Source organism: Poriferisphaera sp. WC338 (genome assembly GCF_050931845.1).
GTDB lineage: Bacteria > Planctomycetota > Phycisphaerae > Phycisphaerales > Phycisphaeraceae > Poriferisphaera.
This window is the reverse complement of sequence record NZ_CP194516.1, coordinates 475,972-489,349: the sequence shown is the minus strand read 5'-3', so window position 1 is coordinate 489,349 and position 13,378 is coordinate 475,972. Positions and strand designations below refer to the sequence as shown.

General features: G+C 51.2%; 12 protein-coding genes. 5 read left to right on the top strand and 7 right to left on the bottom strand.

Going from position 1 to position 13,378, the window contains the following annotated elements:
- Positions 1–92: 92 nt before the first annotated feature.
- Entirely contained in the window at positions 93–1,397 is a 1,305-nt protein-coding gene (lysA, locus tag ACQ6WK_RS02015; protein ID WP_432799073.1) for a diaminopimelate decarboxylase, read from the bottom strand.
- Between the two features lie 333 nt (positions 1,398–1,730).
- On the opposite strand from lysA, the gene ACQ6WK_RS02010 reads away from it, so the two are divergent.
- The 3 genes from ACQ6WK_RS02010 to ACQ6WK_RS02000 all read left to right on the top strand — a co-directional run bounded on the left by ACQ6WK_RS02010 (position 1,731) and on the right by ACQ6WK_RS02000 (position 6,578).
- Positions 1,731–2,876, top strand: a complete 1,146-nt coding sequence (locus ACQ6WK_RS02010; RefSeq protein WP_432799072.1) for a PAS domain-containing protein — start codon at positions 1,731–1,733, stop codon at positions 2,874–2,876.
- Between the two features lie 38 nt (positions 2,877–2,914).
- The gene (locus tag ACQ6WK_RS02005; RefSeq protein WP_432799071.1) at positions 2,915–4,150 is read left to right on the top strand and encodes a cysteine desulfurase family protein; all 1,236 of its coding nucleotides are present in this window, start codon (positions 2,915–2,917) and stop codon (positions 4,148–4,150) included.
- A 172-nt stretch (positions 4,151–4,322) separates the two neighbouring features.
- Positions 4,323–6,578 carry a glutaminase domain-containing protein gene (locus ACQ6WK_RS02000; RefSeq protein WP_432799070.1) on the top strand — a complete coding sequence of 752 codons (2,256 nt, stop codon included), beginning with the start codon at positions 4,323–4,325 and terminating at the stop codon, positions 6,576–6,578.
- Between the two features lie 155 nt (positions 6,579–6,733).
- On the opposite strand, the gene pyrE is transcribed toward ACQ6WK_RS02000, so the two are convergent.
- On the bottom strand, positions 6,734–7,243 hold the full coding sequence (pyrE, locus tag ACQ6WK_RS01995; protein WP_432799069.1) for an orotate phosphoribosyltransferase: 510 nt from the start codon (positions 7,241–7,243) through the stop codon (positions 6,734–6,736).
- Between the two features lie 137 nt (positions 7,244–7,380).
- Here pyrE and ACQ6WK_RS01990 point away from each other — a divergent pair, with 137 nt between their 5' ends.
- Positions 7,381–7,737, top strand: a complete 357-nt coding sequence (locus ACQ6WK_RS01990; protein ID WP_432799068.1) for a hypothetical protein — start codon at positions 7,381–7,383, stop codon at positions 7,735–7,737.
- Between the two features lie 105 nt (positions 7,738–7,842).
- The gene (locus ACQ6WK_RS01985; protein WP_432799067.1) at positions 7,843–8,673 is read left to right on the top strand and encodes an SDR family NAD(P)-dependent oxidoreductase; all 831 of its coding nucleotides are present in this window, start codon (positions 7,843–7,845) and stop codon (positions 8,671–8,673) included.
- Between the two features lie 71 nt (positions 8,674–8,744).
- Here the strand turns inward: ACQ6WK_RS01985 and ACQ6WK_RS01980 are convergent, their stop codons facing one another.
- From ACQ6WK_RS01980 to ACQ6WK_RS01960, 5 genes are all read right to left on the bottom strand, one after another.
- Positions 8,745–9,512, bottom strand: coding sequence for a hypothetical protein (locus ACQ6WK_RS01980; RefSeq protein WP_432799066.1), 768 nt, complete (start codon positions 9,510–9,512; stop codon positions 8,745–8,747).
- Between the two features lie 2 nt (positions 9,513–9,514).
- Positions 9,515–10,216, bottom strand: a complete 702-nt coding sequence (locus ACQ6WK_RS01975) for a hypothetical protein (RefSeq protein WP_432799065.1) — start codon at positions 10,214–10,216, stop codon at positions 9,515–9,517.
- Between the two features lie 94 nt (positions 10,217–10,310).
- Positions 10,311–11,000 (bottom strand): hypothetical protein, encoded by a 690-nt coding sequence (locus tag ACQ6WK_RS01970; protein ID WP_432799064.1) that lies wholly within the window; start codon positions 10,998–11,000, stop codon positions 10,311–10,313.
- A gap of 214 nt (positions 11,001–11,214) precedes the next feature.
- Positions 11,215–11,622 carry a hypothetical protein gene (locus ACQ6WK_RS01965; protein WP_432799063.1) on the bottom strand — a complete coding sequence of 136 codons (408 nt, stop codon included), beginning with the start codon at positions 11,620–11,622 and terminating at the stop codon, positions 11,215–11,217.
- A 694-nt stretch (positions 11,623–12,316) separates the two neighbouring features.
- Positions 12,317–13,372, bottom strand: a complete 1,056-nt coding sequence (locus tag ACQ6WK_RS01960) for a hypothetical protein (RefSeq protein ID WP_432799062.1) — start codon at positions 13,370–13,372, stop codon at positions 12,317–12,319.
- Positions 13,373–13,378 lie beyond the last annotated feature (6 nt).

Genomic DNA, 13,378 nt, shown 5'->3' with positions numbered 1-13,378 from the left:
AACCCAACGGCAGCTAGCCTCTCGCCATCAAAAAAGCCCTCACCGCACGGCGAGGGCTCTCAAATCATTCATCTGTTTTCGCTCATTTGCCATCAAGCTAAATCCACCGGCATCGGCGACTCTTCAAGCGCTACCACATCCGCATACGTCTCGCGTTGCCGAATCACCGTCGCCGTATCGCCATCGACCAGCACCTCCGCCGGCCGCGGCATTGCGTTGTAATTCGACGCCATCACCATCCCGTAAGCACCGGCCGTGAACATCGCCACACGATCACCGCGTTCCAGCGGCGGCAACATCCGGTCCTTCGCAATCGTATCGCTCGTCTCGCAGATCGGCCCGACCACTTCGGTCTTCACAAGCCCATCCATGTCCATCACTTCCTTACGCTCAGCTGGCTCGAACTTCGCGTCAACCTGCGTCGGCCAGACAAAATGAAACGCCTCGTACATCGCTGGGCGGATCATGTGATGCATCCCCGTATTCAAGATTGCAAACTTTTTGTTGCCACCTTGCTTGATGTACTGAACCTCAGACACCAAAATTCCGGCATTACCCGAGATCGTGCGACCCGGCTCCAAAATCACCTGCAAACCTGTGTCTTTCAGCAAAGGTACGATCGCATCCGCATACGTTTGATAGCTCGGCGATTTACCGCTTTCATAGTCAGCTGCGTACCCGCCGCCGATGTCCAATGTCTTAACTTCGATCCCCTCAGCCTTCAATTCTGCAATCAAATCAAGCGCTTTCTTGATCGCCATCACATAAGGCTCCGGCGAATAGATAGGCGAACCAATATGCAAGTGAATCGCATCCAGCACGCAATGCTCGTCCTTGCCATAGGTGCGAAAGAACTGCTTGGCGCGTTCGATGTCAACGCCGAACTTAGTTTCTTTTTTACCCGTCGTGGTTTTGTCATGCGTCTTTGGATCATAGATATCCGGGTTCACACGCAGAGCGCCATGCGCCACCTTGCCAAGTGATTTGGCAATACGTGAGATGTTTTCGCACTCCATTTCAGATTCAATATTGAACCAACCAATGCCACTGGTGATGCCCAGCTTGATCTCTGCATCTGTCTTACCAACGCCGGCATAAACAACTTTGGACATGTCCGCATCAGCCTGCTGGGCACGGTAGATCTCACCACCCGAAACCGTATCCATGCCGCAGCCGAGTTCGGACAGTAACTTGATGATGGCGAGGTTGCCACAAGATTTAATCGAATAACAGATGATCGGATCAAGATCTGCAAACGCTTTCTGGAAAGAAGCAAAGTGATCTCGAAAAGTTTTAGCTGAATAGATATACACAGGTGATCCCACCGCATCGGCGATCTGATCCACTGAAACCTCTTCACACAACAGTTTGCTATTCTCGTACTTAAATGCGTCCATCTGAATTTCTTTCCTTGTACGGCCACACCAAGGTTTACAAACAGTCAAAATCTCGCGCATCCAACAAAACTTGAACTGATCCGCGGTGGCGAGCCTGCAGCCCCGTATCATACCGCGCCTGTCCCCCTAGGCCAGCCCGACCAGGTTACGACATATACGGGTTAATGAGGATGATCAAACCGCCTCCACCTCGGTAGGATAGTCATGCCGGGTTTTCGGTGCATCGCTTGTATTGTCCACCATTCTTACCCTCACGTATTTTGACGCATGATGCTTCTAGCGATCATTCGGCTTCTCGAGGTGTACCGCGCATCCACTCATACAAGGGATCTTATGAACACACAATTCGATATCGATGACGCCACGCCGCACCATCCTCAAGGCGAATCAGGTATGTCGCCGCTTCCTTTCAGTATTGAAACCTGCTTCCAGATGCTCATCGATAACATTGCGGACATCTTCTGGATCTTCGATGCTAAATCACAAACTGGCATCTACATTTCACAAGCATTCGAGTCAGTGTTCGGTAGACCCATCAAAGATTTTTACAGTGACTACCTGGTGATCCTCAAAATGGTCCACCCAGAAGATCAAGACACCTATAAACAAATGCTCTCTCTCATGCTCAATGGAAAAGAAACAGACAGCTATTACCGTATCATCAATGTGCAAGGCAACACCGTTTGGCTTCGCTCACGCAGCACCCCAATCATCGATACCAATGGCGAACATATCTTCACGGTTGGTATCTGCCGCGATGTCACCACGCGCAAAGCAACTGAAATAGCATTACGGGATTCACGTGAACACTATCGCAAAGCAGCTGAAAGCAATCGCCAACTCCTACAGGAAGTTAATCACCGTGTCCGCAACAACCTCGCCGGCCTCATGTCACTCATCAAACTCACCCGCCGCACCAGCCAAACCCTCGATGAATACAACGACATGATCATGCGTCGTATCAACTTGATGACCTTTGTCCACGACATCCTCGCGCATGCTGGCTGGGAAGATGTTGACTTCAAATCCGTACTTGAACACATTGCTTCGCAAGCTGAAACCTTCCACAACAATCCTGTATCCATGATCATTAAAGGCGATAGCATTTTTATTCATCCCCGCCAGATCATGCCGCTCATGCTCGCACTCCTCGAACTCTTTAACATCTCCGAGTATGTCAAAACCAATCCCAAAACAATCAATCCGTTTCATATCACCTGGAAACAAACACAGCTCAACAACATGCCCGCATTGCATATCCAATGGACACAACACATTGAGCAGTGCGATCTACCTCAAGCTCCACCTGAACTCATGGAGAAAATCACCCTTGCCAAAGAACTCGTCAACGGATTCATCGGCTATGAACTCGGCGGCGCAGCTCACATCAACACGCAATCCAATGATTTCCATCACGAAATTACTATTCCACTTCAAACCATGCCCGATACAGATCTTGCCGCCACCACCTCCGTCTAATCCGTCCACGCCGACCCTATCACGTTTTGGGCTACAATATGCCCATGCAATCTGTTTACCTCGATAACAACGCCACCACGCAACCCGCACCCAAAGTCTGCGCTACGGTTAATGATGCCAACGAACATCTCTGGGGCAATCCATCTTCCATTCATCGTTTCGGCCAACAGGCCCGCCATAAAATTGAACTCGCCCGCGCTCAACTTGCCTCCCTCCTCTCTGCCAAACCCTCTGAAATCCTCTTCACCTCCGGCGGCACCGAATCTAACAATCTCGCCATCACTGGCACGCTTACCACCGCCCCCAATCCCACACTCATTACCACCAACATCGAACACGCTGCTGTCGCCGCGCCAGCCGACAACCTCGCTAAGCACAATATCAACGTCGTCCGCCTCCCCGCCATCGCAAATGGCCTCATCGATCCTTCTTCTCTCCAAAACGCCATCACGCACACTCTCCAAAACCAGCCCACAGACCAACCCCAAACCATCCTCATCTCCATCCAGTTCGCCAACAACGAAACCGGCACCATCCAACCCATTGCCGATCTCGCCGCCGCCATCCAATCCGCCCGCGACTTCGCCGACGAGCAATCCATCCCCTGCAAGATCTATTTTCATGTCGATGCCACACAAGCCGTCGGCAAAATCCCTGTCGCACCCAAAGCTCTCGGCATCGATCTACTCACACTTGCTGGCCACAAATTCCACGGACCTAAAGGTGCCGGCGCACTCTGGCTCCGCCGTGGTGTCCGATACGAACCTCAAATCCTCGGCGGCCCCCAAGAGCGCGAAAAACGAGGCGGCACTGAAAACACCCCTGCCATCCTCGGCCTCGGCATTGCAGCACAACTCGCCCAAACCTTCCTCACTGAAACCGACAAAATCGCCGCCTTGCAAAACATGCGCGATACCTTTGAACAAAGCATCATCAACCGCATCACAGCCGAAACCACCATCAAACCCCTCATTAACTGCCAAAATGCACCCCGCCTCTGGAACACGGCCAATATCGCCTTCACTGGTCTCGAAGCCGAGGCCATCCTCCTTGCCCTCTCAGAACGCGGTGTCTTCGCCTCTGCCGGTGCCGCCTGCTCCTCAGGCTCCCTTGAGCCTTCACCAATCCTCTTGGCCATGAATATCCCCGAACCTGCCGCCCATGGCTCCGTCCGCTTCTCCCTCTCTCGTTTCACCACGCAAGTAGAACTCGACCACGCACAAGATCAGATCATTACTGTCGTTGCCAAACTCGCAAAAACCTACCCTGTTTGATGTAAACCAAAATGTAACGACGACAGCCGCTTCAATGTGAAACCGTCGCATCCCTAACCTCATCCTTAAACGTGACGCGCCCACCAACATAAAGTAACCTTTATGTACGATTGAACAATGCCCACGCGGCATATCATGTTGACGTGGTTGAGATAGGATTGGATGCCGCCTCATGCAGTTAATGACCTGGACCATGGCTCGCCTCGGTAGCCGCTTCGGATTAGTCTTCGAACCGTACAAACGGCGTGTCATGCACGGCGCCATGGGCCGCTTCCTCGATCAACCCCTCGACCTCATGGTCGGCCTCGTCGAGCCCGATGGCACCCATCGCACACTCCCCCTCACCATCGACGGCGTTGAACTCGCCAACTGCGAACAATTCGAACGTGTTAATTCCATCACCTATCGCGGCTACTCCGAAAAATACCGTCTCCGTTTCGAATTTAATATCCATTCCGTCTTCTATCCGCAGAACGAAAAGCTCTGCCTCATGCCCGCCTTCTACCTTGAGATGCGCGTGAACCCCGTCCCAATCTGGCGATGGGACCTCCCCGAACATGAGTCTCCCGACAACGTCAAACTTTTCATCCGCATCAAACGACCCGATACAGAATTCAAAACCGTCGTCAGCCCCGATCAGAAATCTGCACAAATCCAGCTCGCCTACCAAAACCACATGCACCCCCAGGAAGGCCCTGCTTCCAAAGACCCCAACGCAGAACTGCAACCCGTTAATGTTGCCGAACGCATCGTTTCGCTCAATCCCGGCTGCGAGCCCATGGACGAGGAATGGCTCGAAGACGGCGGCGCAGGACTCACCTACAACATCCCCATTACCGCAACCGGGTCCGGCATCAAATGGCGACTCATCTGGGGCGCCTACACACGCAACCCCGTCCTCAAAGTCCAAGATGGCGAGCACCAACGCGACGCCACCTTCCGCTATTGTTCACATTGGCTTGACGTTGATGAAGTCATTAACGATGCCATCGCCAATCGCGATGACTACCTCGCACATTCCCGCCGCTTTGAAAAACTTCTCGAACAAGCACCCCTCCGCGGTGCCCGTCGTCACCTCATCAATCAATCCTTCCACGCCTTCCTCGCTAACACGTTCTGGTGCGACATCCGCGACCAGAAAGGCCCCATGAAGCAGTGGTTCTCCGTCTGGGAAGGATCCTGCACCTACCACTCTTCCCTCGACGTCGAGTACAACATCTCACTCTGGTACCTCACACTCTGGCCACAACTGCTTGCACAGCAACTTGACCAATGGGCCAGCTTTGAAATGCCGCACAAGCCCTCCGGCGGTTCCTACATGGCACACGATATGGGTGTGGGGCTCTACGTCTGCGGACAAGCCTACCCCCACGACATGCCCGTCGAGGAAGCAGTCAACTATCTCCAACTCGCGCAGACCTATATGCACTGGACCGGCGACCGCTCGGTCGCACACCGTCACGCCGACCTCATTGCTCGCCTCGCCACCTATCTCCTTTGGGTCGACCGCGATGGCTCCGGTTTCGCCACCGAAGGCGGCGCCAACACCATCGACGACGCCAACCACGCCACACAATTCGCCAGTAAACAGATCTACCTTGCCGTCAAACGCGTTGCCGCACTTCGCGCCGCCGTCTCGCTACTCACACAAGCCGACAACATCGAACTTGCCAAACAGTGCGAAACGCGTGCCGAGGAAGATCTCAAGAAAATTGAAGCCGCCGCTTGGCTCGGCGACCACTACGCAGTCTGTCTTGAAAAAAATTCCTTCGGCATGATCGACGACGCCACCGGCGAGATGATCTCCTTCGATCAGGACTCCGGCTGGGATGCTTACTCCATCTATTCCGCCAACGGCACCTTCCTCCCCCACATCATCGGCCAGCCCCCCATCCTCGATCTCAAGCGCGTTAAGATGGACGTCAACAACGCGCTCCGCGAAAACCAATCCCACTACGGGTCTGGCCACACCTCTGAAGAAATCGATAACGTCTGGATCTCCCAGAACATTTGGCGCGACCACCTCGCACGTTACCTCGGCATGCCATCAGGCCACGCACAGTGTTACTGGGACATGCAAATCATGTCCAACACTCGCGGACAATCCTTCGGGTTCATCGACACCTATATCAACAATATGCTGTCCTTCTACCCGCGCGGAGCCGTCTCCATCGGCTACCTCCTCTCCGGACCACGCATCATCATCGACAAGCTCGCACCCGGCGGCGCTTACATCACTGTCGAACCCTCGCGCGGCACACCGCAACGTTGGCCGCTCCTCCCACTCGCCGACTGGAAAGCCAACCGCATCCCCGTCTGCGTCGTCGATGCCTTCGGCAACGTCAACATTGAAGCCGAGATCGACCCCGTCATCGTCCACGGCGATGAGCCAACCAAAGACGACCACCACGAAGGCCTCATTGGGTAAGTTAATTAACTCCTAAACTAGAAACCCCCACCATTTAGCTCGTGCTTGGCCTTACCTATCAACAACGAACCCATATAAAAAACGGCCCACACCATTTTCGTGCGTGCCGCTTTTGTTTATTTCATCCAGCCACGATCCATTCGTCGCAATCTGATTTATTCGTCAATCCCAAGATCCGATTTGGTGAACAGTGCATCAAATCCGTATCCTGCCCCTTCAATATTTTCCCGCGCGCCTTCCTGGCGGTCGATCGTGGCGATGATCTTCACGACCTTCACGCCAAACTCTTCTTCCAAAAGTTTGGCCGCTTCAAGGACCTGCCCGCCGGTAGTAGCGACATCCTCCAGAATCACGATTTTCTCACCCGCTTCGATCTTGCCTTCGAGCTGCTTAGCTGTGCCATAATCTTTCTTCTGATTTCGGATCAAAACAGTCGGCTTTCCCGAATAAATTGCTGTTGCCGTCACGATCGGAATCCCGCCAAGCTCTGCGCCTGCTATCCGATCTACTCCGCCAGATTCAGATTCAATCGCCGCAACTTTTTCCGCAAACGACTTACCTAACGCCTCAAGCACATCGCCCTGCGTTTCAAATAAATACTTATCCAAGTAATACTTAGATTTCCGGCCACTCCGCAGCGTAAACTCACCTTTCAGTAAAGCCACCTCTGCGATCCGTTTTGCTAATTCATCGTGATTCATGGCCAGAGTATACGCACTTCACCACACACATGAAAATCACGTTCGTCATAACGTATTCAAAGTACAATCCTGTTAGCATATTGATGGTTCCGGAGTCCATCATGAAAAAACGCATCGTCTTCATTACCTGCATTACGCTCTCGATCACGCTCTTCGTAGTCGGCTATAACGCGGACAAATCAGGACCCGGAATCGATGCCCTCGTTTTCGCATTGGGTCTAATTCTTGGCTCAATCATCTTTTTCGTTTTGGCGTTTATCTCACTGATCCCCAATCACAAAAACCTTCCAAAGCATGGCCTCGCATGGCAATGCGCCAAATGTAGCCACACACTTTGGGGACTCTCCGAACCGCGCTGTCCCGAATGTGGCTCACCTCTTTCAGCAAAACAAATCCAAAACGCGCCGCCCGGGATGTTCAATGATCAAGAGCAAGCAAACACAATAGCGCAGGATTGACACCAGCGAACGACATCAGGCACAGCTACCAACTAACCAAATGTTTTACACATAAGTATCGGCCCCAGTTGCGAGAAACCAGCAATCACACGGATACTGTTGATCATGACAAGAAATCTCCAAGGCAAAGTGATTGTGATTACCGGGGCCAGCTCGGGGATTGGGGCAGCCACTGCAATTGAATGTGGCAAGCATGGCATGAAAATCATCTTAAACGCACGGCGGGAAAACAAACTTCATGCCATTGCAGAAAAGGTCAAGCAAGCTGGCGGCGAAACCCATGTCGTCACAGGCGATGTCGGCATACAGGAAGATGTCGACAAGCTCATGCATGACTCCCATCAAGCTTTCGGGCGAATGGATATTGTTTTTGCCAACGCAGGGTATGGACTCTATACCTCGGTACTGGACATGACCGAGGAAGAGCACCGGAAAATTTTTGAAGTAAATTACTTTGGCACCGTTCGCACGATCAAAGCTGCTCATGATTACATGACGCAAACACCGGATGGACTCAAGCAATATCTGATCACGTCATCGGTGGTAAGTGAGGTGGGCTTGCCAATGTTTGGGGCGTACGCAGCAACAAAGGCCGCACAGGATTCAATCGCCTCGGCACTGCGCGGTGAACTGGCAAGTGAAGGGTTTGAAGTTACCTCCGTACATCCGGCCGGCACATCCAGCGAGTTTTTCGATCAGGTGGATGAAAAGTCGGTTCAGACGCGCGGCGTAAACAACACGCCAAAGCACATCATGCAGACGCCGCAGCAGGTGGCAAAGAAGATTGTAAAAGCAATCATCAAACCAAAGGCAGAAGTATGGCCAATGAAGTCCGTACACGTCGGTGTGTCGTTCGCCACACTGTTCCCCGGCCTGACCGCATCATTCCTAAAAAAACACGCAGACAAACTCACCTCGCCACAAAATGGTCATTGATTCTATAGCGCAATCTATATCTGCATGTGATGCATTCATTTTTCATTGATAACGATCGGTTTAATCGGTGATTAGACGGACGCTATATGGCGAAGCTGATGTCTAACGGACTGATCATTTACACGACTACATATGTATTGGATGATGCGGACGAGATTGATCACAAGATGCAGGGCCAATCCCCCGAGTATCGCTAGCAATAGCGCAATGTAAACTAGATTGATCTCATGGCGGGAAACATAGATAAAATAAGCGACGGGTGATAGCAGCAGCATGTAGACGAAGTAGGCAAACATGGACAGGCAAATGAGTCGAATCGGCCTGTAAATATAGTCGATGCGCCATTGCTTCCACCACCGCCAGGTGGTGGGCGATTGCACTTGAATCTGATTTACATCTGGAATATGCCAGTCACATTCTGGACATTGTCTGCGGGTGAGATTGGTGATGTTGTATTGGCAGTGGGGACAACGATCGGGCCTGCGCTTATAGGCCAGAAGAAATTCGTGTTCATTCAGAGGACGGATAAATTGATAAAAAGCGATGAGGAAGTTGGCGATACTGACAACGGCACTCCAATAAGTGAGATACGGATAGAAACCGCGGAGAACAGCATAGGTAGAAACAAATGCGAGACTACCAAAGCTCGCGCCTTGCCACAGGTGAATGAAGATGAGCTTGCGTTTCTCCGCACCGGCTTCTTTGAATTGCTGACGAAATCGCTTGATTGATGGGGAGTAGCCTGCGACTAAGAAAGAAACAATAAGCGAGAGGACCGTGCTGAAGAAAAGCTTCTGCACGACGGGATTGGTTAGCGCGATGATGATTCTGGAGAACATCGTTACGCCTCCTGTTGCTCTTTGCGGCAACGATATTGGATAACGCGGATGAGGTTGATGGTGAAGTGAAGGATCATGAAGAGAATGATGACTTGCGGGCCGAGGAAGGTACGCGCGAGAGCTCTTTCAATGGTCATCTCAGGGAAATATAAGTAGTAGAAGAGAAAAGAGGCTGGGAGTAACAATGAGAATATGGAGACGAGCCAGAGCATTTGATAGGTTGTTTTGCGAGGGCTTTCAAGATAGTCGATGCGCCACTGCTTCCACCAGAAAAGGATGGCGGGAGATTGAATTTTGAGGTTGGTGAGGTTGGGGAGCTGCCAACCGCATTCGGGGCAGGCTTGTGTGGTGATATGCGCGAGAGAATAGTTGCAGCGACCACATTTGGAAGAGTCGGCTGCGTAGGCGTGAAGGAATTGTTTATGGGTGGGTTGTTTAACGTACTCGCAAAAAGCGGCGATAAATTGCGACGCGGTAATAGCAGCGAAGATGTAGAAGGGAAATGAGAGTTGATCGGCATAGAAAAAAAGTGTGGTGACGATGAGGTTGATGGAGCCTGTAACGAGATAGGTGCGGATACGTTTTGCTTTGGCAGCTTCGACATCACGAATCAGTTTGGTCTGTTTCTTTGCCGCACGAATAAAAAAAATGGCAAAAATCAACGCGAAAATAAGAGCGAAGATGATGGAGAAGCGGAAGTCCATGCGCAGGGTTGATCCTGTGTGATGAATGTGATTAGGAAACGCTAACACAGGTATAGACGAGGTAGAGACACGTATATTTCAGGCAAGAATGAAATTACTTGGCAGATTTTTTCCCAAATGGAAACAGCCCCGCGAAGAGGATGAAGCCAATGAGGATAATCGCGAAAGTGATGGGGACGGTGGAAATGAAGTTCGGCTGGGCGATGATAATCGTGAGGATGGCGGCGAGGATCACATAACGAAGGCGTGTAAGTCGGCCAAGTGATGGAGGGATTTCTGCGCGGTTGTTTTTAGTATTGGGAACGATCTGAGTTTCGATAACAGAAACAGCAACCACAGCAAGAACAAGAGTCAGGATAATGCCGAGCAAGCCAGTCGTATGAGCAGTACTTGCCTGAACAAGATTGGCCTTGAGTTGTTGCTCTTCCTTTTGCATGGCCATGATCTGCATGAAGGTTTGCTGATCCATCTGCTGATTTTCACCCGCAGCTTGTTTCGCCTGTAGCTCAGCTTTGAATGGCGCGACTTGTTTCTCATACTCAATGATCGCAGTTCGTTCAGCGAGGTTGCCAAGGAAGATTTTGTTGTAAAGGTTAGGAGCAACAGCGCCAAGGAAATTGGCGGAGAGAACAATGCCAAGAAGCAGTCCGACGATCAAAACATATAGATCACGGTGATCAGGAAAAGGGAGGATATCGGTGATCTTGGTGTTACTGGTGCCGGCATCTGACTGCTGTTCGTTAGGGCTAGGGGTACCAGCGGGGCTGGGTTCTTGTTCGGTCATGGAGTAACTCCCGGTGTGGGGATGGTGGGACGATGAAGTTGTGTTAGCCACATGATACCGGCTATGAGCAAAGGTGGGGAGAATTGATCATGGACAGCAACAGGATAATGTTTCATAAAAAACCCGCTGCAAATGGCAACGGGTACTTGTTTATCTTTTGGGACTATAGCTGATATACATTTCTGGGTGCAGAGCTCCTTCAGGACCCAGAGGATTAGCCAAAGAACTGCGGTGCCGCGAGACGATCAGACCAATCACCACACTTAATAGCAGAACGACGAACTGATTCAAGAATCGTCGTTAACTCTTCAGTGAGTTGATCAATACGATGGTTATGGTGAGCGTATGCATCCGGCGATGTTTGTGGTTCGTACGGTGCGCGATCATGATCCGTCAAAATACGATGGATCGCGACATGATGCTGATGCATCGGCACATGATGCGACTGCTCCACGATCACCAATAGTTCGGGGAGCGCATGATGCAATGCACGTGCAATCGATTCAAGGTGAGGCTCGATCGGTTGATGCAACAGATGATTGAGAAGTGTGTGCGTGTTGGCGCGGCATTTCTCATCAAATAGCTTCTGCAGATGTTCGGTTGTAATGTTGGTTGAAATCATGTCTCAATCCTTTCTGCCTCGGCCTTGCGTCACCTGCTCTTCATGATCAGGTTTTGCATATCACACGCAGGCTATTTAACCCTCGGAATGTTGTAATCCCCCTACTGAATTCGCAGAACATTCAAGTCCAACGGCTGGAGCCTTCTCTTGCTTAGACAGAGACATGAGCAACGTCTCTGGTAAACAATAGAGGTGGATCGGCAAAGATCAATGCCGTACAAACCGCAGGATCGTGGTCCTATATACGCTTAGATTGTCAGCACAGCTGAGACCCACCATTGATCCGCTTGTCGAAGCTTGTAGTTGCGACGAATAAAAAGTGAGAAACCTGCGTCACAAACCATCAGACCGCCCAGAAACCCGGAATCGAAATATCAAGCCCCTAAGCATCCAACACGTACAAATACGCTCAGTAACTCGGAATCATGAATCGCCGGAAACACCTGATTTTAAAGCTTCAAACAAAGCAAATCCATATGAGGTATCAATCATGCCAGTGTAGACAGGCGTTCCTATTGGTCATTATCGTGAATACGCAAAAAAATACAATAGAGAAATGACTCGGGGTTTGTGTCGAGTCGCAACTGCTCTGTACGCAGAATAAATAATCGCAATAGAACATAGGTGCCTACAAAAAAATGCCCACAAGTGAGCGAGCATTTTGAGGTCGTCATGTTGTCTTTAGAGATTGTGTTTAGGGGACGAGGAAAGAATCGTGTTCTTCAGTGGGTGTTTCCGTACCTGTGTAAGTTTCGATGCCGGTGGCGTTGTAGATATTGTCTTGTTTTTTGAGGTTGGGATAGGTGACTACAGATGAGGTTGTCCATGTAACGTTGCCACCGAGATTGAGAACGTTCTGGCCGCGAGATTGATGAGCGCGACTCACAGCCGCAGGGCTTGTACGTGGGTCGAAAGTGAGCGTATTGGTATCGAGATTAATCTTAAAGCGCGGATTTTTGTCGGCGAGGATAATCATGTTGGGGTTATGATTGATACGGAGCCGGATCCTTCCGTACTGGTTTTGGTAAGAGAACGAAACCGCCTGCGGGGTTTTCCAATCGTGATCCGCAGTCGTCATTGATCCCGGCACAGGAGCGTGGACATTGGCTGGACAAATCATCTCTTCGGGTTTGAGGTATTGATGACGGGCGAGCAAGTAGAGATGGGCGGAGTTCGAATTGATCGCGCCTTGGTCCTGATTGTTCTGGGATGTCTGACCAACGTTCCACCAAATCGATCCGGGATTCACCGAAAGCGCTGGAAGCGCGAGATTGTTGTCGTTGGCATACTGAGAGATAGCCGAGCCCATACCAGCAAGGTTGGCCTGACCGGCGATGCGCTGCGATTCGTTACGGTTGTGTTGGAGAACGGGGAAGAGTAGCGAGACACCGAGAATAAAGACCGCCGCAGCTGAGACAATTTGCCGCCAAGACACGCCAAGTGATCGGGCAGGCTGTGAAAGCATCTGAACCTGCTCAGCAAAACGCTCACGCTGTCGAGCCTGCTGAATGTGGGCCATAGTGCGCGCGGCCAAGTCATCGGCTGCTGGCTCTTCCGGATAAGCATCCAAGATCGAGAGGAGCGAGGCCATCTGCTCCGCCCGCTGCGGATCATGATCGGATAGCTTCAGGTCCGAACAGTTGGCTCGATTCTCAATGATCGCATCCAGTGCATCTGCATCTTCCGGACAAAGCGAACGGATCTCAACTGGTTGCTCTGGCGTATTCTCATATGTGTGTTCATCTGGCATAGAACG

Excerpts from the sequence above, each read along its gene's own strand:
- lysA (WP_432799073.1), bottom strand. The coding sequence starts at position 1,397 with ATGGACGCATTTAAGTACGAGAATAGCAAACTGTTGTGTGAAGAGGTT.
- ACQ6WK_RS02010 (WP_432799072.1), top strand. The coding sequence starts at position 1,731 with ATGAACACACAATTCGATATCGATGACGCCACGCCGCACCATCCTCAA.
- ACQ6WK_RS02005 (WP_432799071.1), top strand. The coding sequence starts at position 2,915 with ATGCCCATGCAATCTGTTTACCTCGATAACAACGCCACCACGCAACCC.
- ACQ6WK_RS02000 (WP_432799070.1), top strand. The coding sequence starts at position 4,323 with ATGCAGTTAATGACCTGGACCATGGCTCGCCTCGGTAGCCGCTTCGGA.
- ACQ6WK_RS01990 (WP_432799068.1), top strand. The coding sequence starts at position 7,381 with ATGAAAAAACGCATCGTCTTCATTACCTGCATTACGCTCTCGATCACG.
- ACQ6WK_RS01985 (WP_432799067.1), top strand. The coding sequence starts at position 7,843 with ATGACAAGAAATCTCCAAGGCAAAGTGATTGTGATTACCGGGGCCAGC.
- ACQ6WK_RS01980 (WP_432799066.1), bottom strand. The coding sequence starts at position 9,512 with ATGTTCTCCAGAATCATCATCGCGCTAACCAATCCCGTCGTGCAGAAG.
- ACQ6WK_RS01975 (WP_432799065.1), bottom strand. The coding sequence starts at position 10,216 with ATGGACTTCCGCTTCTCCATCATCTTCGCTCTTATTTTCGCGTTGATT.
- ACQ6WK_RS01970 (WP_432799064.1), bottom strand. The coding sequence starts at position 11,000 with ATGACCGAACAAGAACCCAGCCCCGCTGGTACCCCTAGCCCTAACGAA.
- ACQ6WK_RS01965 (WP_432799063.1), bottom strand. The coding sequence starts at position 11,622 with ATGATTTCAACCAACATTACAACCGAACATCTGCAGAAGCTATTTGAT.
- ACQ6WK_RS01960 (WP_432799062.1), bottom strand. The coding sequence starts at position 13,372 with ATGCCAGATGAACACACATATGAGAATACGCCAGAGCAACCAGTTGAG.